Source organism: Streptomyces filipinensis (genome assembly GCF_014649495.1).
GTDB classification, from domain to species: Bacteria; Actinomycetota; Actinomycetes; order Streptomycetales; family Streptomycetaceae; genus Streptomyces; species Streptomyces filipinensis.
The window spans coordinates 468,564-488,523 of record NZ_BMTD01000003.1 but is presented as its reverse complement, the minus strand read 5'-3'; the positions used below and the strand labels follow the sequence as shown (position 1 = coordinate 488,523).

Below are 19,960 nucleotides of genomic sequence, written 5' to 3'. Positions count from 1 at the left end.
GCACAGGGCGCCCCCGGCTCCTTGTGCCGTTCCCACCGCGGCGCAGGGAGTTCGTACGGCCACGGAAGAGATGGCAACTCATGTCAGTGCAGACCGAAGGCACGGACACGGCCGGGGAGCCCGCTGTCCGCAAGACCCGGATACCGGGACCGCCCAGGGGTGAGGACCGCGGCTCCCGGCCCCCGGCCCGCCGCGGGACCGCCGCCCCCTACCTCCTCCTGCTGCCCGCGCTGCTGGCCACGGTGGTCCTGCTCGGCTGGCCCCTGGTGAAGAACGGCATGCTGTCGTTCCAGAACCTCAACCCGCGCCAGCTCATCCAGCACCTCACCGAGTGGAACGGGACCGACAACTACCAAGAGGTCCTGACGGGTTCGGACTTCTGGAACGTCGTCGAGCGCTCGGTGGTCTTCACCGCGGTCAACGTCGTCCTGATCATGGTCACCGGCACCCTGATCGGGCTGCTCCTCGCCCGCCTCGGCAAGAGGATGCGGCTGCTGCTCATGATCGGTCTCGTCCTCGCCTGGGCCATGCCGGTCATCGCGGCCACCACCGTCTACCAGTGGCTGTTCGCCCAGCGCTTCGGCGTCGTCAACTGGGTCCTGGACAAGCTGGGCTGGCACTCCATGGCCGACTACAACTGGTTCGGCACCCAGACCTCCACGTTCACCGTGATCATCCTGCTGCTCGTCTGGGGGTCGGTCCCCTTCGTGGCGATCAACCTCTACGCCGCCACCACCACGATCCCCAAGGAGCTCTACGAGGCCGCGTCCCTGGACGGCGCCGGCGCCTGGAAGAGCTTCACCTCGGTGACCTTCCCCATCCTGCGGCCCTTCCTGTACTCCACGACCTTCCTTGAGGTCATCTGGATCTTCAAGGCGTTCGCCCAGATCTTCGCGATCAACGAGGGCGGCCCCGACCACCTCACCGAGACCCTGCCGATCTACGCCTTCGTCCAGGGCGTCGGCAACCAGCACTTCGGCGTCGGCGCGGCCATCTCGTTCCTGACCATCGCGGTGCTGCTCGTCATGACCTCGTACTACCTGCGCATGGTGCTCAAGCAAGAGGAGGACGAACTGTGAAGCGCTCGCTCTTCGGCCGTCTGTGGCCCAACGCCACCGCCGTCGTCCTCTTCGCCGGCTTCGTGTTCCCCGTCTACTGGATGTTCGCGACGGCCTTCAAGCCGACCGGTGACATCATCTCCGAGAACCCGGTGTGGTTCCCGGCGAACGTCACGTTCAGCCACTTCGAGAAGGCCGTCCACGCGGACAACTTCTGGACGCTGGTCGGCAACTCCGTGACCGTGACGCTCTGTTCGGTGCTGTTGTCCCTCGTCATCGCCCTGTTCGCCGCCTTCGCGCTCGCCCGGATGCGGTTCAGGGGCCGGCGCGGACTCATCGTGACCTTCATGCTGGCGCAGATGGCCCCCTGGGAGGTCATGATCATCGCCATCTACATGATCGTCCGCGACAACGACATGCTCGACAGCCTGGTCCCGCTCACCGTCTTCTACACGATGATGGTGCTGCCCCTGACCATCCTGACGCTGCGCGGCTACGTCGCCGCCGTGCCCAAGGAGCTGGAGGAGTCCGCGATGGTCGACGGCTGCACCCGCGTCCAGGCCTTCCGCAGGGTGATCTTCCCGCTGCTCGCGCCCGGCCTCATGGCCACCTCGCTGTTCGGCTTCATCACCGCCTGGAACGAGTTCCCGCTCGTCCTGATCCTCAACAAGGACAACGAGAAGCAGACCCTGCCGCTGTGGCTGTCGCAGTTCCAGACCGCCTTCGGCGACGACTGGGGCGCCACGATGGCCGCCTCGTCCCTGTTCGCGCTGCCCATCCTGATCCTCTTCATCTTCCTGCAACGCAAGGCTGTCAGCGGTCTCACCGACGGCGCCGTGAAGGGATGACCCCGCCGATGACCACACTCGCCACCACGGGGTCCGACAGCGGCTCCGCCGCGGGTCTCACCCTCACCCGCGACGCCCTCGCCGTCCTCCAGCCGGGGTTCGACGGCACCACCGCCCCCGACTGGGTGCGCCGCCGCCTCGGCGAGGGCCTCGCCTCCGTCGCCCTGTTCGGCCGCAACGTCGTCAGCGAGGAGCAGGTCACCGCCCTCACCGCCCAGTTGCGTGCCGAGCGGGACGACCTGCTGGTCGCCATCGACGAGGAGAGCGGCGACGTCACCCGCCTCGACGTGCGCACCGGCTCCGCCTTCCCCGGCAACCACGCCCTCGGCGCGGTCGACGACCCCGGCCTCACCCGGGCCGTCTCCCGCGAGCTCGGCCGGCGCCTGGCCGCCTGTGGCGTCACCTTCGACTGGGCGCCCTCCGCCGACGTCAACGCCAACCCCGGCAACCCCGTCATCGGTGTCCGGTCCTTCGGCGCGAGCACCGACCTGGTCGCCCGGCACACCGCGGCCTGGGTCGAGGGCCTGCAGTCCACCGGCGTCGCCGCCTGCACCAAGCACTTCCCCGGCCACGGCGACACCAACGTCGACTCCCACCACGCCGTCCCCCGCATCGACGTCGACGCCGACACCCTCTACGCCCGCGAACTGCCGCCGTTCCGCGCCGCCATCGCCGCCGGCACACGGGCGATCATGAGCGCGCACATCCTCGTCCCCGCCCTCGACCCCGACCGCCCCGGCACCCTCTCCCGCCGCATCCTCACCGAGCTGCTGCGCGGCGAACTCGGCTACCAGGGCCTGATCGTCACCGACGGCATGGAGATGCGCGCCATCTCCGGCACCTACGGCCTGGAACACGGCGTGGTCCTCGCCATCGCGGCCGGCGCCGACGCCATCTGTGTCGGCGGCGGGCTGTGCGACGAGGGCACCGTGCTGAAGCTGCGGGACGCGCTCGTGGCCGCCGTACGCTCCGGGGAACTGCCCGAGGAGCGGCTGGCCGACGCCGCCGCCCGGGTGCGCGCCCTGGCCCGGTGGACGGCCACGGCCCGCGGCGGCGCGGCGGACACCGAACCCCACCCGGAGATCGGACTGGTCGCGGCCCGCCGCGCCCTGACCGTGACCCGCGGCGCGACCGCCGCGCCGGTCACCGGTGCGGTGTACGTGGCCCGGCTCAACCCGGCCCCGAACATCGCCGTCGGCGACCAGACCCCCTGGGGCGTGGCCGCCGAGCTGGAGCGGCTGCTGCCCGGCACCGCCGCCGGCACCTTCACCGGCGACGGCGCGGGCACCGCGGCCCTCGCCGCCGCCGACGGCCGCCGGATCGTCGCCGTGGTCCGCGACGAGCACCGGCACCCCTGGATGGGCGCCGCCCTCGACGCCCTGCTCGCCGCCCGCCCCGACACCGTCGTCGTGGAGATGGGCCTGCCGCAGGCCGCCCCGCGCGGCGCCCTGCACATCGCCACCTACGGCGCCGCCCGGGTCTGCGGCGTGGCGGCGGCGGAGGCCGTCGTCGCCGGCTGACCCACGGACCCGAGGCCGCCCGCGGGCGCGGGCGGCCGCTTCATCGTTTCTTGCTCTTTCCCGGATCCCAACCGCACCTTGTGTTCCAGAGGAATCGCATGCAGACGCCCCACCCCCACCTCCACCGCGCGGCCTCCGGCCGCCCCTACTTCAGTGCCGACGGCGAGACCTACCTCGCCCCGACCCCGCTGCGCCACATCGAGAAGTCCCAGCCGCTCCGGGTGCTGTCCGAGCAGGACTTCGCCTTCTGGCAGACATACGGCTACGTCGTCGTCCGCGAGGCCGTCACACCCGGCGAGGCCAAGGAACTCCTCGACTTCGCCTGGCGGTTCCAGGGCCTCGACCCCGACCGCCCCGACACCTGGTACGCCGAGCCCGAGTTCCGCTCCGAACTCGACCGGCACCTGTACATCTACGGGTTCGTCGAGGCCTACCACCACCAGCTCCTCTGGGACAGCCGCCAGACCCGGCGCGTCTACGACGCCTTCGTGGACGTGTGGGACTGCGCGGAACTGTGGGTGACCCTGGACCGTCTGAACCTCAACCCGCCCAACATCCGCACCCGTTCCCGCTCCCTGATCGAGCCCACCGACGAGGGCTTCGACATCGAGCTGCACTGGGACGTCGACACCACGCTCGCCGTGCTCCCGCAGCGCGTCCAGGGCATCCTCGCCCTGAGCGACACCCGGCCCGAACTCGGCGGCTTCCAGTGCGCCCCGGAGCTCTTCCGCCGCTTCGAGGAGTGGCGCGTGGCCCAGCCGGCCGGCCGCGACCCGGTCCGGCCCGGCACCGACCGCGCCCGGTTCCCGGTGGTCCGCCCCGACCTCCAGGCCGGCGACCTGCTGATCTTCAACGGGCTGCTGGCGCACGGCGTGGCACCGAACCTCTCTGACAACGCTGTCCGAGCCGTCCAGTACCTGTCGATGATGCCCGCCCTGGAGGAGCACACCGCCCTGCGCGACTCCCGCGTGGAGTCCTGGCGCACCCTCGCGACCCCCGACTGGAACGCCACCCTCCTCGGTGACGCCCGCGAGCCGGAGGCCCGCCGCTACGGCCCCGCCACGCTCACCCCGCTCGGCAGAAGACTGCTCGGCCTGGACTCCTGGGCCACCGCCGCGGAAGAGGCCCGGTGAACCAGCGCATCTGCCTCTGCCTGCCCACCAACCGGGCCTGCCCCGCCACCCTCACCGCCCTCAACGACGAGGCCGCCTACGCCGCGCGCCACCAGGGCGCCGACGTGCAGCTCCTGATCCTCGACTCCTCCGACGCCCGCACCCGCGCCGAGCACGCCCGCGTCGTCGCCGGACTCCACCCGGCGCCCGGCGTCACCGTCCACCACCTCGACGAGGACGCCCAGCGCACCTTCCTGTGTCGCACCCTCGCACGGGCCGGCCTGCCGGGCCCCGGCCGCCTGCTGCGTCTCCTGCTCCCGCCGGCCGTCTCCTACGGCGCCTGCACCAACCGAGCCTTCCTGCTGGCCGCGGCCCTCGGCTGCCACTCGCTGCACCGCCGGGACTCCGACAGCGCCTACCAACTCCACGCCGGGCAACCGGTGTTCCCCGTCCACCACGAGCTGCCCTGGCTCGGCCGCCCCGCCGCCGAGGCCACCGCCGCGGGCCTGCGCACCGACCTCGGCGCGACGCCGGGGGACCGACCGGTGTCACTCGCCGGCGCCTCCTTCATCGGCGAACTCTCCGTGGACATAGGGGAGATACGCCGGAGGGACGAGGGCGTGTACCACGACGTCGTCAGCCTGTGGGCCCCCGGCCACTGGCCGGAGGAACGCACCCGGCGCCTGGTCGAGGAGTCCTTCACCGGCGCGGGGACGGCACCGTTCACGCACGACCGGGCGGTACTCACCCGGGTCGACCCCATGCGTGTCGACATGTGCAACGTCGCCTTCGACCGGGCGGTCTACGAACGGATCCCGCTGCCGCCCGCCACCGACACCATCGGCAGCGACTACTTCCTCCTCCACCTGGTCCACGACGCCGGTCTCCCCGGCATCCTGCACAACCGCCACATCGAGAACTTCCACACCCCCGAACGCCGTACCGGCACCGGCTTCCCGGCCTACCAGCGCCGCTTCGTGAAGTTCCTGCTGTCGATGCTGTACTTCCACCACGTCTACGACCGCATGGCCGCCGAAGGCGCCGGGCTGCTGGACGAGCGGCACCGGGTGCGGCCCGACCGGATCGTGGGATTCCTGCGGGAGAGCACCACCCTGGACCGCGCCGAGAACGTCTGGCGCCTGGACCGCGTCGACACGGCGTACCGCAAACTGGGCGGCCGGTACGAGGCGTTCGCCGGTCAACTCCTCGCAGAGCGCGCCCGGTTACTGGAAGAGGCCGAGTCGGACATCGAGGACTACGCACACCTGGCCGAAGCCTGGCCGGCACTGATGGAAGCGGCCCGCACATGAGCGCCCCGAAGGAGCGCGGGACCCCGTCCGGCCCGCGGATACCGCCGCGTGAGCGCGATCGGCCACACCACACCCACGGCCGCCCGACAGCACCGCGCGGCACGTCCATGGACGCACTCGCCGGGCCCCTCGCCGCGGCCGAGACGGACCGCATCGTCTACGACCTCACGGGCATAGCGCACCAATACGACGCCCTGCTGGGCGAGTTGCCAGGAACCCGTGTCCGCTTCGCCCTCAAGGCCTGCCCGGTCGACGAAGTCCTCCGGTGCCTCGCGGAGCGCGGCGCGGGCTTCGACGCCGCCGGCCCCGCCGAGATCACCCAAGCCCTCGACGCCGGCGCGCAGCCGGACCACATCCACTACGGCAACACCATCAAGTCCGACCACGACATCGCCGAAGCCCACCGCCTGGGGGTCCGCACCTTCGCCACCGACAGCATCGAGGACGTCACCGCCATCGCCGCGCACGCGCCCCGCGCCCGCGTCTTCTGCCGCCTGGCCACCCGTGGTGAAGGCGCCCTGTGGGGCCTGAGCCGCAAGTTCGGCTGCGCCCCCGACGACGCCGTGCGCGTACTCGAGACGGCCCGCGCGGCCGGCCTCACCCCGGCCGGGCTGTCCGTGCACGTCGGCTCCCAGCAGATGACCGGCGAGGCCTGGCAGCAGGCCGTCGACACGCTCGCCGGGACCCTGACGGCGCTGGCCGGGCGGGGGATCGTACCCGACCACGTCAACCTCGGCGGGGGCCTGCCCGCTCTCGGCTACCGGGACCGCCACGGCAACCCGCTCGAACCGCCCCTGGACAAGATCTTCACCGTGCTCCGCGAGGGCATGGACCACCTGCGCGCCCTCAGTCCCGCCCCGCTCGGCTTCGTCATGGAGCCCGGCCGCCATCTGGTCGCCGACCACGGGGCCGTCCGCGCCCATGTCTCCCGGCTGACACGCCGCCGGCAGCCGGACGGAACCGACGTCCACTGGCTCTACCTCAGCTGCGGCAAGTTCAACGGCCTGTACGAGATGGACCAGTTGACGCACCACATGGTGTTCCCCGGGCACAGCGGGGACGAGGAGCACGTCCTCGCGGTCGTCGCCGGCCCCACCTGCGACAGCGACGACGCCTACGGCGGCGGCCGGCACCCGGTGCCCGTGCCCCGGTCCGTCACCTCCGGCGACCCGGTGTGGATCCTCTCCGCCGGCGCCTACGCCACCAGCTACATGACCCAGGGCTTCAACGGCATCAGCCCGCTGCCGTGCGTGTGCACACGCGGCGCCGACGTACAGCGAAGGACACCACCGACATGACAGGCCTCATACGGGGCATCACCGAGGCCGACTGGCCCCTGGTCGCGGACCTGGAGGCCGGGGCGTACGCCGGCACCTCGCTGACGGAGGGCGAGGCCGTGCTGCGGACCCGCGCCTCGGCGGGTACCAGCTTCGTCCTGGACCTCGACGGCCGGATAGCGGGCTACGTGCTCGCCCTGCCCTGCCCGATGTTCCGCTGCCCCGACCCGACCCGGGCCGAGCGGCCCCGCCCCCGCTCCCTTCACGACTCCAACCTCCACCTGCACGACCTCGTCGTCAGCGCGCCCCTGCGGCGCAGCGGGCTCGGCAGCCGCCTGGTCCGCCACCTGACGGACGCGGCCCGCACGCACGGCTACACGACCATGTCGCTGATCGCCCTCGCCGGCCGGGAGCCCTTCTGGCGGGCCCACGGCTACCGCGCCCACCACCGGGCGCGCGTGCCGGCCGGGTACGGCAGCGGCGCGGTGTACATGTCGGCGCGGCTCGCCGCCCTGCGGAAGGCGAGCTGATGCCCGCGCCCTCCTTCGCGCGCGCCAAGTGGTCCGTCGCGGCGCTGTTCTGCTTCCTCGGCTTCCAGTACGGCACCTGGGTCTCCCGCCTGCCCGCACTCAGGACCCGGCTGGACCTGGGCGCCGGGGAGGTGGGGCTGCTGCTGATGGCCTGCGGCGCCGGCGCGGCGGCCTCCTTCCCGCTGGTCGCCGTCCTGATGCGCCGTCTCGGCTCCCGCCGTCTTGCGCTCGCCTCCGCCCTCGGCCTGCTCGCCGTACTGGCCGCCCTCTCCGTCGTACCGGACTATCCGCTCGCGGTCCTCGCCGTGTGCGCCGACGGCGTCGCGGTCGGCTGTCTGAACGTCGCGATGAACGCCCAGGGCGCCGCCCTGGAGACGGTGTACGGCCGCGCCGTCATGTCCCAGCTGCATGCCACCTTCAGCGCCGGTCTGCTCGCCGCCGCCCTGCTGGCCTCCGGCGTCACCACCCTCACCGGTTCCGTTCCGGGCCACTTCGCGCCGGCCGGTGCCCTGTTGCTGCTCCTGCTGGTCTGCTCCCGCCCGGGCCTGCTCACCCACGCGGAACCCGCGCCGCCGGACGAGCCGAGGCGACGGGGCAGCCGGACCCTCCCCTCCGGCACGACCCTGCTGATGGGCTGCGCGATGGCCTTCGGCACCGTCACCGAGGGCGCGATGAACGACTGGTCGACGCTCTACCTGAGGGACGTCGTCCGGGCCTCGGCGACGGTCGCGCCGCTGGGCATCGCGGTCGTCTCGGTGATGATGCTGCTGGCCCGGGTGTGCGCTGACCGCTGGCGCACCCGCTGGGGCGACGGCCGCGTGGTCCGCACCGGCAGCGCGGTGGCCGCCGGCGGCCTGGCCCTCGCCCTGCTCACGGGCGGGGTCGTGCCCACGCTCCTCGGCTTCGCGTGCGTCGGCCTCGGCGCGGCGGCCGTGACCCCGTGCGTGTACGTCGCCGCCGCCGGCCGCGGCGCGCCGGCGCTCGCCCTGGTCGCCGCGATGGGCACGACGGGCCTGCTGGCCGGGCCCGCCCTGATCGGCTTCGTGGCGGGCGCGGCGGGCCTCGGCCCGGGTATGGCCACGGTCGCCGCGTCCGTCCTGGTCGTCACGCTGACGGCGACCTGGATCCCGTGGCGGCCCCGCGCCGCCGCTCCGCTACGGTCTTCGCCTGCGGCCCGTCGCCCGTGACGCGGACTTGGGTTCCCGGGGGGCGCTCGGTACCTCCTCGGCGCCCAGTCCGTCCAGCAGCTGATCGCCGTACAGGTCCTGCAGCCAGTTGGTCTGGTAGACGGTGTCGAGGTAGCGCTCGCCGAGGTCCGGCGCGACGGCCACCGCGGTGAGGCCACGGGTGTCGTGCCGGGCCAGCCAGTCCGTCGCGCCGCTGACCACCGTCCCGGTGGAGCCGCCGAACAGGAAACCGCGTCTGGCCATGCGGTGACACATGCGGATGGTGTCCGTCTCCTCCACGCGGAGCACCTCGTCCACATAGGACTCGTCGAGCAGCGGCGGGCGCATGCTCATACCGAGGCCCGGGATCATCCGGCGGCCGGGCTCGCCGCCGAACGCCACCGAACCCACGGCGTCCACGGCGACGATCCGCACCGGCCGGTGCCACTGCCGGAACCAGCGGGCGCAGCCCATCAGGGTGCCGGTGGTGCCCGCCCCGACGAAGAGGACATCCAGTTCCGGGAACTGGGTGGCGATCTCCGGGGCGGTGGTGCGGTAGTGCGCCACCCAGTTGCCGGCGTTGGTGTACTGACTGAGCCAGACGTACCGGTCGTCGGACGCGCACAGGGCACGGACGTACTCGATGCGCACCCCCAGGAAACCGCCGTTGGAGTCCTGGTCGGCCACGACGTGCACGTCGCTGCCGAGCGCCTCCATCAGCAGTCTGGTCGACAGGTTGCACCGGGAGTCCGTCACACACAGGAACCGGTAGCCCTTGCTGGCGGCGATCATGCTGAGCGCGACACCGAGGTTCCCGGACGAGGACTCGACGAGGATGGAATCCGGCGTCAGGAGTCCGTCACGCTCGGCGTTCTCCACCATCTCGTTCGCGGCTTTCAGCTTGATGGAGCCGGCGAAGTTGAAACCCTCGCACTTCAGATAGAGGGGTCGTCCGCAGATCGACTCCAGGTCGACGAAGAGATGGCCCTCGTTGAAGGCGTAGGGAGCGGAAATGACAGGCACGGCGGGCCTCCTGGTGCCCGGCCGAGGACAGAGGCCTCAGCCATGTCGGCGCAGGTCGTGGAAGAAGTCGTCGATGAGGCGGAGGTCCCCCGCCCGGGCTACCTCGTCGTACACGTACTTGCCGACGACGAGGTCGAGGACGCCGAGCCCGAAGGGCGAGAAGACCACCGGCCGGTCGGTCGGCGGTGCGGCCCGTCCGAGCATCACGTCGTTGAGCGTCCCGTTCAGGAAGTCCCGGTTCCCGGTGCGCTGTTCGACCAGATGGGGGGAGGTGTCGGCCTTCAGGCAGTGCTCGACGTCGTCGACGAAGTTGGCCGAGCCGAGCAGGATCTCCGGGGCGAGGTCGCGCAGGGACACGTGCAGGACCAGCGGGTTGTGCGTGAACCACGCCGGGTCGGTGACGTGCGGCTCACCGGCGACGGTGGCGAAGACCACGAGGTCGCTCTCCCGGACGAGGTCCTCGGCGCGGTCGTGGACGGTGACCTGTGCGGTGGTGCCGGACTGCCGCAGGTAGCCGCGGAAGCCGTCGGCGCTGTCCCGGGACACGTCGTGCACACCGACCGTGTCGAAGGACCAGCCGGTGCCCGTCAGGAAGGTGTGGATGTAACGGGCGATCAGTCCCGTGCCGAAGAACCCCACCCGGCGGGGGCGGGTCCGGTGCCGGCTGAGCCAGTCGGCCGCCAGCGCCGCGGACGCCGCCGTCCGGGTGGCACTGATGATCGAGCTCTCCAGGCAGGCGAACGGGTAGCCCGTGTCGTGGTCGTTGAGGATGAGCACCGCGGAGGCCCGCGGCAGCCCGTGGCTCACGTTCTCCGGAAAGCTGGAGATCCACTTCAGGCCGTCCACCCGGACCGGCCCGCCGATGGAGGCGGGCAGCGCGATGATCCGCGCGCTGGGGCGGTCGGGGAAGCGCAGGAAGTACGACGGCGGGTTCACCGAGTCCCCGGCGCCATGCAGCCGGTAGGCGGTCTCGACCAGCTCCACGAGCTGCTTCTCGCGCCCGCTCAGCGCACGCTGCACCTGCTCGCCGGAGATCACCGCGAACGCCGGCACCGAGGGCCGGCCGGGCACGGCCGGCTGGGCGGTGGTCGACAGCACATCGGTCATCGCTCGCTCGCCTCCGGGGTCGGGAGGGCGTCGGCCAGGCGCACGGGCTCGCCCATGCCGACCAGGACCTGCCGCTCTCCGGTGAAGGGCTCCCTGCTGTGCGCGGTGCGGATGTTGTCCACGAGCAGCAGATCACCGGCCTGCCAGGGCGCGCGCCGGGTGTGCGCCTCGTAGGTGCTGTTGAGCAGCTGGACGACGTCCTCGCCGATCGGACTGCCGTCGCCGTAGCGGGTGTTGAACGGCAGGCCGTCCGGGCCGTAGAGGTCCACCAGGTACTCGCGCACCTCCGGGGCCAGCGTCCACTCGTTGAGGAACGCGATCTGGTTGAACCAGCAGCGCCGGCCCGTGACCGGATGCCGTACGACGGCGCTGCGGCGCTGTTCGGTGCGCAGCGATCCGTCGGCCAGCCAGGTGAAGTCGATGGCGTTGGCCCGGCAGTAGCGCTCGATCCCGGCGCGGTCGGCGGTGCCGAACGACTCCGCCAGCGACGCCCCGATCTCGTCGTTGTAGGAGCGGGTCAGCAGCCAGCCCTCCCGCTCGAACCGTTCGGTGAGCCCGGTGGGCAGCGCCCGCAGGACCTCCTCGGCGTCGGCCACCGCGGTCGCCCCGTCCTGCTCGGGTGCGGTCAGGCACGCGAACAGCATCAGACCGGGCACCTGCAGCGGGTAACTCAGCTCGTGGTGCATGCACATCGGCTGGTTGGCAGGCCAGGGTGTCGAGGAGTACAGCCCCGGGCCGTGCGCCTCGCGCGGGGCGAACGCCTCCCGCTCCGTCATGAGCTCACCGGCCAGACGCGCGAAGACGGCACCGACGGTGTCCGGGTCCCGCAGCCCGAGGCCGCGGACGACCAGCGCCCCGTGCTCGGTGACCAGCGCGCGCAGCGCCTCGCGGTGCTCGGCTGCCCAGCTCGGGGTATCGCCCGGGGCGTCGACGCGCAGCAGTGCCGGCCGGTCGGGCCGCAACTCCACGTCGGGGGGTGAGGCCAGGGATGAGGACGGCATCTCGGTTTCCTTTCGGTCGACCGCCTGTTCGGTGGACGGGATTCAGGAGGAGGCAAGGGGGACGGCCGCGCTCAGGACGGCCTGTGCCGCCTGGGCCGGACGGGTGCGCGGGAAGTAGTGGCCCCCGTCGGCCAGTTCGTACAGATCGACGTGTTCGGCCAGGAGCAGCCAGTCCCGGTGCCGGTGCGGGTAGCCGTCCGTGTACGGGTCGTCGGCGGCGACGACCGCCAGGACGGGGGCGGCCAGCTTCACCGGCGGCGGGTTCTCCAGGGCGGCGCGGAAATAGGCGTGCGCGGACAGGCAGTCGTGCCGGTAGGCGGCGCCGATGTGCCGGGCGTGCTGCTCGTTCAGTTCCGCGAGTTCGGTGTAGCCGCCGTCCGCGGTCAGCCGCGCCGCGATCTCGGCGTCGCTCCGGCTCGCCAGGTCGGCGATGGCGGCGGTGCGGTCGGCGGCGTTGCCGAGCAGGTGCGCGGCGAGGAACAGCCGCGTCACCCGTACACCGCGCTCCTGGAGCCGCCTGGCCGTCTCGACGGCCGGCGCGGCGCCCGAGGAGTGGCCCCACAGCATGACCCGGCCGGGGCCGCGCGCCGTGATCTCGGCGGCGACCTGCTCGGCGACCTGCTCGATCGGCGCGAACGGCTCGGGGTGCGCGGCCAGGTGGTGGCCGGGCAGCTCCACCGCGAGGACGGCGATGCCGCTGCCCGCCAACGCGCTCGCCACCGGCTGGAAGTTGACCGCGTTGCCACCCGCGTAGGGGAAGCACACCAGGGCGCACTCCGGCGTACCGCCCGCCGTCGTCAGCGGCTGCAGCAGCTCCGGGCGCCGCCGGGCCGTGCCGTCCAGAAGGGCGGCCAGGTCGGCGAGCACGGGGTGCCGGGTGATGTCCTTCAGGGAGACCGCCCGGTCGAGCGCGATGCTGAGTTTGACCGCGGTCAGGGAGGTGCCGCCGGAGTCGAAGAAGTGGTCCCTGCGGCCGATCCGCCGCTCGGGCACCCCCAGCAGCTCGGCCCAGGCCGCCGCCAGCCTCCGCTCGGTGGGGCTGAGCAGGTCCCCGCCCGCCCCGTCCTCCTCGGCGGCCGGCATCGTCTGTTCCGCCAGCCGGGTCAACGCCTTGCGGTCGGTCTTGCCGTTGGCGGTCAGCGGAAGCCCGTCCCGCCAGTGGAAGGCCGACGGGACCATGTAGCCGGGCAGCGCCGCCCCGAGCGCCTCGCGCAGCGCCTGCGGCGGCTGTCGGGTGCCGGTGTAGAAGGCGATCAGCTGCTTGCTCCCGCCGGCCCGCTCGGCGACGACCACCGCGGCGTCCCGGACGCCGTCCACCCGCAGCAGGGAGTTCTCGATCTCGCCGATCTCGATCCGGAAGCCCCGGATCTTGACCTGGTTGTCCCGCCGGCCGAGGAACTCCAGCTTGCCGCCGGGGTGCCAGCGCCCCCAGTCACCGCCCAGGTAGAGCCGTTCACCGGGCCGGTAGGGGTCCGTCCGGTACGCCTCGCGGGTCCGCTCGGGATCGTTGACGTACCCCCGGCCCACACAGACACCGGAGAACGCGATCAGCCCCGGGGCGCCCAGCGGTACCAGGGACAGCTGCTCGTCCACGACGTAGACGCGCACGTTGCCCACCGCGCGTCCCAGCAGCACCCGGTCGGGTACGGCGTCCAGGACCTCGTGGTTGGTGTCGTCCGAGGTCTCCGTCAGGCCGTAGGCGTTGAGCAGCCGGATGCCCGGCTGGACCGCGAACCAGCGCTGCACCAGCTCCCGCTTCAGCGCCTCCCCGGTCACCGACACGCACCGCAGGTCCGGGAGTGCGCGTGGGTGCTGTTCCAGGTAGGAGACCACGACCTCCAGGTAGGAGGGCACCACCTGGGCCACGCCGACCCGGCCGCGTTCGAGCGTGTCCACGAAGCGCTCCACGTCCGTGATCACGTCCTGCTCGACCAGCAGGGTCCGGCCGCCGACCAGCAGCGCCGAGATCAGCTGCCACAGCGAGATGTCGAAGCACTGCGGCGCCGTCTGCGCCACGACCCCGCCCTCGCCGATGCCCAGGTCGTCGATCTTGGCGTGGAGATGGTTGAGCATGCCCGCGTGCTCGCACATCGCCCCCTTGGGCTCGCCGGTGGAGCCGGAGGTGAAGTAGATGTAGGCGAGCCGGCCGGCGTCGATCGGGGTGCCGAGGTCGCCGTCGTCGTGCGGTTCCGCGTACGCCGCGTCGACCAGCAGCTTCTGGCAACCGGGCAGGGTGTCCAGCGCCTGCTCGAGGGTGTGGGTGCTGCCGGATTCGGTCAGGACCAGCCGGCACCCCGCGCGCGACAACGTTGCCGTGATGCGGCCGGCCGGGAAGTGCGGCTCGATCGGCAGATACGCGCCCCCCGCCTTGAACACCGCCAGCGTCGCCGCCAGCCAGTCGAGGTTGCGTTCGGTGACGACGGCGACCACGTCCTCCGGGCCCAGCCCCCGTGCCAGCAGCGCCCGCGCCAGCCGGTTCGCGCGCCGGTTGAGCTCTCCGTACGTCCACTCCTGCTCGCCGTGCACGGCCGCCACCGCCTGCGGATGCGCCCGTACCCGCTGCTCGAACAGTTCGTGCGCCCGTGCGTCCGGCAATGGCCTGCGGGGGCCGGCCAGCCCCTCCAGCTGCTCCTGCCTCTCGTCCGCCGACAGCAGACTCTGCCGCGTGTGGTCGGCGTGCACGTCCGCCGCCATCGACCGCAGCGCCGCCAGGTGGTAGCCGCCGATCCGGGCCGCGGCCGCGGTGTCCAGCACGTCCGTGCGGAACCTCAGGCGCAGCATCAGCCGTCCACCCCGGTCGCACCAGCGCACGTGCAGCACACCGTCGTCGACGTGGGCCTCGTCGTCGCCCATGGGCCCGAACACGACCTCGTACGACGGCTCCGTCAGCCCCAGCTCCCGGCGCAGCTCCGCCACCGGGAACTCCCGGGCCGCGAGGAGCTCCGCCTCGGTGTGCTCGGTGGCCGCCACCAGGTCCCGCCAGGATCCCGGGGAGACGGTCAGCCGGCAGGGCAGCGGCTCGCCGTGCACGCCGGCGGTGTACCCCGTCACGACCTCCTGCTCCCCGGACAGCGCGGACAACACCTTGGCGTGCGCCGCCAGCAGCAGCGCGCTGATCGGCACGCCCGACCGCCGTACCAGTGAGCGGACCGCGTCCGCCACGTCGTCCGGGACCGCCGTCTCCTGCTCGGCCGTTCCGGCCACCGGCTCCCGTGTCCACCGGGGCACGGCGGTGGCACCGCCGGCGGTCAGCACCCGGCTCCAGAACTCCCGCTCCGGCCGGTCCGTCTCCACGCGCGTTCCCATCGCACGTCCTTCCTCAGCTCACGGTCGCCGCACGGGCGTTTACTGTCGGCGTGGCCCGGCCGGTACCGGGGAGCCGCTGGTCGGCCTCGGGCATGTCCACGGCGGGATTGCCACCCCACTGGGCGTTCGGGGGGACTTCCTCGCCCTTCATGAGGAAGGAATCGGGTGCCAGTACCGCACCGTCGCCCATGGTCACGCCGTAGTGCACATGGGCGGCGACGCCCAGCGTGCAGCCGGCGCCGAGCGTGGAACGGTCGGACTTGAAGGTGCCGTCCTCCTGCGAGTGGCACTGGATCTTGCTCCCCGCGTTGAGGGTGCAGTCGTCGCCGATGGTGGTGAGCGTGCGCTCGGTCAGGTAGCAGCCGTCGTCGAACACCCTGCGGCCGATGCGTACGCCGAGCAGCCGCCACACCAGGGCCTTGTAGGGCGTTCCGTTGAAGAGGTTGAGGTAGTGGTCCGGCACCTTCCACAGGCGCTCGTGCCACCAGAAGTACGGGTCGTAGATGGAGCACAACCGGGGGCGCAGGCCACGGAACCACGCGATGCAGCGCTCCACCAGGACGAAGTACAGGGTGCTGAAGGCGAGCGTGAAGGCCAGGTATCCGCCGATCACCACATGGCCGAGCACTCCGTACAGGTCCACCGACGCGAGCCCGAAGAGGGTGAGGGCGAAGGTGTGCAGCCAGCGCGCGAACAGCATGACGGCCATCGAGCGGAGGTTGTAGCGGTTCTTCGCGGCGAGGCTGCGGCGCAGCGCGTCGCCGGTCCTGAGGTCGTCGAACCGTGCGTCACGTTCCACCGACCGGGGGATCTCGAAGCACGGCGAGCCGAGGAGCCCCACGTTCTCCCGGACCTCGCCGTCGAGGGGAACCATCACCTTCGTCGCCAGCAGACAGTTGGCCCCTGTTCTGCCCCCCGCGGGGTAGGCGATGTTGTTGCCGAGGAAGTTGCGCGGCCCGATCGTCGCGGTGGACACCCGGAACGACGTGCCGGAGTAGTCCGCGTTGACGACGGACAGTCCGTCGGCCACCATCGTGCCGCTGCCGACGGAGACGTGGAACGGGGTCTCGTGCTGCACCTCGGTGCCGAAGTTCGAGCCGGTCTGCTCGACCCGTGACAGATCGTATCCGAGCCCTTGCAGATAGTGGACGATGTAGGAGCTGTCACCGAACAGCCACGCGAAGAACTTGATGTTCGTCATGCGGGCCGACGCCCGGTGGACCGCGTAGTGGAATCCGTAGAGCGGATAGACCCGGTCGGGTTCGACGGCCAGGCTCAGCAGCCGCGGAACCGTGTACAGGGCGACCAGGCCGAGGACGACGAAGCCGAAGAACAGGACGAGCGAGAGTTCCAGCGCGTCGGGGATCAGCTCGGACCGCTTCAGCGGGGCCGTCTGCGGGTCGAGCCGGTTGCCGATGGCCGGTACCTCCAGGAACAGCATGTACACCCCGCCGACGGCCAGCGGAATGTACAGGAGGAACAGCTGCGCCAGCGTCCCGCAGCCGAACCAGGCCCGGCGCGCGGTGCCGCACCTGGCCGGCGCGACCCGCACGTAGTCGATCTGTGTGGGTTCCGCCGGCGAGCCGTGCCAGTGCTCACCGTCCGGGACCGCCTGGCCGCGGTGCAGGGCGGAGGCATGACCGAGCTGAGCGCCGTCGCCCATCGAGGTGTCGATGTCCAGGACGGTCTTCTCGCCGATGTACACGTCCCGGCCGAGCGTGATCCGGCCGGTCTGGATGCGTCCCTCGTGTGCCCGGTATCCGAGGAGGAACGAGTCCTTGCGGATCACCGTGCCGGCGCCGATCGTGAGCAGGTCGGTGCAGACCGGTACCGAGTGGGAGAGGATCGTGACTCCCTTGCCGATCCGCGCGCCGAGGGCCCGCAGATACAGCACGTACAGCGGGGTTCCGGTGAGGAAAACCATCGGATTCGCGTGGAGCAGCACCTTGACGAGCCAGAAGCGCAGATACGCCAGGCCCCACACGGGGAACTCGCCCGTTTTCCAGCGGCCGACGAGGAGCCATTTCGCGGCGACCGGGAAGGCGCACAGAACGATGAACCCGATGCCTCCGAACAGAAGCGACCGCAGGTAGGTGTCGGCGATGCCCGAGCCGGTGGCGATCCACTCGTATCCGGCGGCGGTGACGAACCCGGAGACAAGGGAGTAGCCGAGGAAGAACAGCAACTGGAAGGTGCCGCAGAGAACATGACTCCGCCGCTTTCCGTGCTCCCGGGGAGCCGGCGCCGCCACGGCCTGCGACGGTGCCGCCGCGTCGGGCGCCGGGGCGGCCGGTGCGAGGGCCGCCGCCAGGCTGCGGACGGTGGGGTACCGGTAGATGTCCTTCATGGACGGCGAGGGCAGATCCGGCCTTTTCCTTATCCGCGCGCAGAACTGGGCCATGACCAGGGAATTGGCGCCGAGGTCGGTGAAGAAATGGCCGTCGACCGGAACCTGCGCGGCGCCTGTCACGTCGGCCAGTGCCTCCGCGAGTCTCCGTTCGGTCTCCCTGGTGTCCGGTCCGCTGTCGCGCAAGGTGACGGCAGGTTTGTCCGGACCGGATATATGGACCTCGGAGGACTGCTCCACCATGCGAACTCCTGGAGGACGTGTGAAACGCCGGTGGCCGGCTCTTTCCTGGTGCGAACCGGCATATTCAGTGTGGGCAGACAGCCGTGAGGCTGCCACTCCTCGTCGATCGCCCCGGGCGCGGAGAATTGCGCCAGGCGTCCGTATTCCTTGGTCACGTGCCCGAATGGGGCGCGGCGTGAATCACCCGAACAGCAGTCCCCGCGACCGCCGCACCCGGCGCCCGGCCGCGGCCGCCCCAGGCGGTCTCCACGAAATGTTCACACGGCGGAACCGGTCTGTGTACGTTGTCAACGGGCGGCTCCCCGGGAGATGGTGACGGCGCGTGTACGCTGGGCCCATGACGGACACTGGCGCCTCCCCGGCCGGCCCTCTTGTCACCGGTGCCGAGATCGCACGGCTGGCCGGAGTCACCCGGGCCGCCGTCTCCAACTGGCGCCGGCGCCACGACGACTTCCCCGCGCCGGCGGGAGGAGCCGCGAACAGTCCGCTCTACGCGCTCACCGAGGTCCAGGAATGGCTGGACCGGCAGCGCAAGGGCCAGGAGGTGTCCCCCGAGGCCGAGTTGTGGCAGGCGCTGCGGGCCGCCTACGGGGAGCAGATGGCCGCGGGCCTGGCGGGGGTGGCCGCGGTGCTGGCCGGGGAGGACGCGCCGGGACTGCCGGACGACGTGGCCGCCCGGGTGCGCGAGCTCGCCCGCACCGCGGCGCCCGTCGACCTGGTGAACGGGCTGACGGAACGTTTCATGGACTCCGCCCGGCGGGCGGGATCGGACCAGGTGACTTCCGAGCGGGTGGTGCGCGCCGTGTGCCACTTCGCTCCCGAACTGCCCGCCGGCGCCACCGTCCTCGATCCGGCCTGCGGCATCGGGGTGTTGCTCCTGTCCGTCGCCCCCGGTGCGGGGACGCGTTGCCACGGCCAGGAGGCGGACGCCGACAACGCCCGCTTCGCGCAGCTCCGCGCCGGCCTCCTGGGCCGGCCGCGGGCGAGCATCGTGGCAGGCGACTCCCTGCGTGCGGACACCTGGACGGAGCTCAGGGCGGACCTGGTCGTCTGCGACCCGCCGGCCGGCGTGACGGAGTGGGGACGGGAGGAACTGCTGCTCGACGCCCGCTGGGAGCTCGGGACCCCGTCCAAGGCCGAGGGGGAACTCGCCTGGCTCCAGCACGCCTACGCGCGCACCGGGCGCGGCGGCCACGTCCTCATGGTCATGCCGGCCTCGGTCGCCTACCGCAGGGCGGGCCGCCGCATCCGGGCCGAGCTCGTGCGCCGGGGCATCGTGCGCCAAGTGGTCGCTCTGCCACCGGGGACGGCGACCTCGCACGCCCTGCCGGTCCATCTGTGGTGTCTGCGGCGCCCCGAGAACGGGGCAGGCGCGGACACGCACCACACCGTGCGCATGGTCGACCTCACCGGCAACGCTCCCGACGGGCCCCTTGAACCACGTCCCGACCAGGTCGCCGACGTGCCGCTGATCGAGCTCCTCGACGACACCGTCGACCTCACCCCGGGCAGCCATCTGCGGGCCCGGCACCGCGACTTCCCCGACGAGTACGCCGCCCTGCGCAGGGAACTGGGGGACGAGCTGCGCCGGCTCGCCGCCCTCCTGCCCGAGCTCGGGCCGGGCGACGGAGCGGGCTCACTGGACGGCGCGACCACCAGCGTCGCGGACCTCGCCCGCGCCGGACTCGTCGCCTACGACGGTCCGGAGCCGGTCTCGGCCAGCGACCAGCTCGACACGGACTACCTGCGGGGGTTCCTGCGCAACTCCGCCCACGCGCGCCGGTCCACGAGCACCGGCGGGACCCACCGCCCCGACGCCAGGGGCTCACGCATCCCCCGCATGGGCATCGACGATCAGCGTCGGTACGGGTCCGCCTTCCGGGCCCTGTCGGCGTTCGAGGACGGTGTGCGCAAGGTGGACGAGCTCAGCCGGCGGCTCGCCGAAGTCGCCCGTGAGGGCCTCGCCACGGGGGGCCTGACGCCGCGGGAGTGAGGGCCTCGGCCCGCCGGCGTCTCACGGCCCCTGCGGCGGGGCGGTCACGGCGAGCCGCAGCGCGGGCTCCTTGGGCAGCTTGAGTCGGAACTCGGGCGTGCCGGGAAGGCGCTCGGGCT

At 72.1% G+C, this 19,960-nt stretch carries 13 protein-coding genes and 1 pseudogene; 9 read left to right on the top strand and 5 right to left on the bottom strand.

The features are described 5' to 3' along the window. Positions 1 to 80 precede the first annotated feature (80 nt). The 8 genes and pseudogenes from IE244_RS10575 to IE244_RS10540 form a co-directional block, all read left to right on the top strand. A complete protein-coding gene (locus tag IE244_RS10575; protein ID WP_191872770.1) occupies positions 81 to 1,079 on the top strand; it encodes a carbohydrate ABC transporter permease in 999 nt (332 codons plus the stop codon). Next, positions 1,076 to 1,906, top strand: coding sequence for a carbohydrate ABC transporter permease (locus IE244_RS10570; protein ID WP_191872769.1), 831 nt, complete (start codon positions 1,076 to 1,078; stop codon positions 1,904 to 1,906). The genes IE244_RS10575 and IE244_RS10570 overlap by 4 nt, the downstream gene beginning before the upstream one ends. An 8-nt stretch (positions 1,907 to 1,914) precedes the next feature. Continuing rightward, positions 1,915 to 3,426 carry a glycoside hydrolase family 3 protein gene (locus IE244_RS10565; protein WP_191872768.1) on the top strand — a complete coding sequence of 504 codons (1,512 nt, stop codon included), beginning with the start codon at positions 1,915 to 1,917 and terminating at the stop codon, positions 3,424 to 3,426. A 98-nt stretch (positions 3,427 to 3,524) separates the two neighbouring features. Then, a complete protein-coding gene (locus tag IE244_RS10560) occupies positions 3,525 to 4,559 on the top strand; it encodes a phytanoyl-CoA dioxygenase family protein (RefSeq protein ID WP_191872767.1) in 1,035 nt (344 codons plus the stop codon). Beyond that, positions 4,556 to 5,848: a DUF6271 family protein gene (locus IE244_RS10555; protein WP_191872766.1), complete on the top strand. Its 1,293-nt coding sequence runs from the start codon at positions 4,556 to 4,558 to the stop codon at positions 5,846 to 5,848. Before IE244_RS10560 ends, IE244_RS10555 begins: the two co-directional genes overlap by 4 nt. 107 nt (positions 5,849 to 5,955) lie before the next feature. After that, positions 5,956 to 7,146, top strand: coding sequence for a type III PLP-dependent enzyme (locus tag IE244_RS10550; protein WP_191872765.1), 1,191 nt, complete (start codon positions 5,956 to 5,958; stop codon positions 7,144 to 7,146). Beyond that, positions 7,143 to 7,655, top strand: a complete 513-nt coding sequence (locus IE244_RS10545; protein ID WP_191872764.1) for a GNAT family N-acetyltransferase — start codon at positions 7,143 to 7,145, stop codon at positions 7,653 to 7,655. Before IE244_RS10550 ends, IE244_RS10545 begins: the two co-directional genes overlap by 4 nt. After that, a pseudogene (locus IE244_RS10540) lies at positions 7,613 to 8,842 on the top strand (MFS transporter); the annotation flags it as partial. The gene IE244_RS10545 and the pseudogene IE244_RS10540, both read left to right, overlap by 43 nt. Here the strand turns inward: IE244_RS10540 and sbnA are convergent. The 5 genes from sbnA to IE244_RS10515 are packed head-to-tail and all read right to left on the bottom strand — an operon-like array spanning position 8,810 to position 17,848. Further along, a complete protein-coding gene (gene sbnA, locus IE244_RS10535; protein WP_191872762.1) occupies positions 8,810 to 9,844 on the bottom strand; it encodes a 2,3-diaminopropionate biosynthesis protein SbnA in 1,035 nt (344 codons plus the stop codon). The pseudogene IE244_RS10540 and the gene sbnA overlap by 33 nt on opposite strands. A gap of 36 nt (positions 9,845 to 9,880) precedes the next feature. After that, complete coding sequence (gene sbnB, locus IE244_RS10530; protein ID WP_191872760.1) at positions 9,881 to 10,951, bottom strand: 2,3-diaminopropionate biosynthesis protein SbnB; 1,071 nt, start codon at positions 10,949 to 10,951, stop codon at positions 9,881 to 9,883. Beyond that, positions 10,948 to 11,952: a TauD/TfdA family dioxygenase gene (locus IE244_RS10525; protein ID WP_191872758.1), complete on the bottom strand. Its 1,005-nt coding sequence runs from the start codon at positions 11,950 to 11,952 to the stop codon at positions 10,948 to 10,950. The genes sbnB and IE244_RS10525 overlap by 4 nt, the downstream gene beginning before the upstream one ends. Positions 11,953 to 11,994: 42 nt before the next feature. After that, complete coding sequence (locus IE244_RS10520; protein ID WP_191872756.1) at positions 11,995 to 15,258, bottom strand: non-ribosomal peptide synthetase; 3,264 nt, start codon at positions 15,256 to 15,258, stop codon at positions 11,995 to 11,997. A 13-nt stretch (positions 15,259 to 15,271) separates the two neighbouring features. After that, positions 15,272 to 17,848, bottom strand: a complete 2,577-nt coding sequence (locus IE244_RS10515; RefSeq protein WP_191872754.1) for a Pls/PosA family non-ribosomal peptide synthetase — start codon at positions 17,846 to 17,848, stop codon at positions 15,272 to 15,274. A gap of 337 nt (positions 17,849 to 18,185) precedes the next feature. Between IE244_RS10515 and IE244_RS10510 the strand changes: the two genes are divergently transcribed. Then, entirely contained in the window at positions 18,186 to 19,841 is a 1,656-nt protein-coding gene (locus IE244_RS10510) for an N-6 DNA methylase (protein WP_191872752.1), read from the top strand. The last annotated feature ends 119 nt before the right edge of the window (positions 19,842 to 19,960 follow it).

What these genes read in the sequence shown, in the direction of transcription:
- IE244_RS10575 (WP_191872770.1), top strand. Translation starts at nt 81, where the DNA reads ATGTCAGTGCAGACCGAAGGCACGGACACGGCCGGGGAGCCCGCTGTC.
- IE244_RS10565 (WP_191872768.1), top strand. Translation starts at nt 1,915, where the DNA reads ATGACCACACTCGCCACCACGGGGTCCGACAGCGGCTCCGCCGCGGGT.
- sbnB (WP_191872760.1), bottom strand. Translation starts at nt 10,951, where the DNA reads ATGACCGATGTGCTGTCGACCACCGCCCAGCCGGCCGTGCCCGGCCGG.
- IE244_RS10550 (WP_191872765.1), top strand. Translation starts at nt 5,956, where the DNA reads ATGGACGCACTCGCCGGGCCCCTCGCCGCGGCCGAGACGGACCGCATC.
- IE244_RS10515 (WP_191872754.1), bottom strand. Translation starts at nt 17,848, where the DNA reads ATGGTGGAGCAGTCCTCCGAGGTCCATATATCCGGTCCGGACAAACCT.
- IE244_RS10510 (WP_191872752.1), top strand. Translation starts at nt 18,186, where the DNA reads ATGACGGACACTGGCGCCTCCCCGGCCGGCCCTCTTGTCACCGGTGCC.
- IE244_RS10525 (WP_191872758.1), bottom strand. Translation starts at nt 11,952, where the DNA reads ATGCCGTCCTCATCCCTGGCCTCACCCCCCGACGTGGAGTTGCGGCCC.
- IE244_RS10520 (WP_191872756.1), bottom strand. Translation starts at nt 15,258, where the DNA reads ATGGGAACGCGCGTGGAGACGGACCGGCCGGAGCGGGAGTTCTGGAGC.
- IE244_RS10560 (WP_191872767.1), top strand. Translation starts at nt 3,525, where the DNA reads ATGCAGACGCCCCACCCCCACCTCCACCGCGCGGCCTCCGGCCGCCCC.
- IE244_RS10545 (WP_191872764.1), top strand. Translation starts at nt 7,143, where the DNA reads ATGACAGGCCTCATACGGGGCATCACCGAGGCCGACTGGCCCCTGGTC.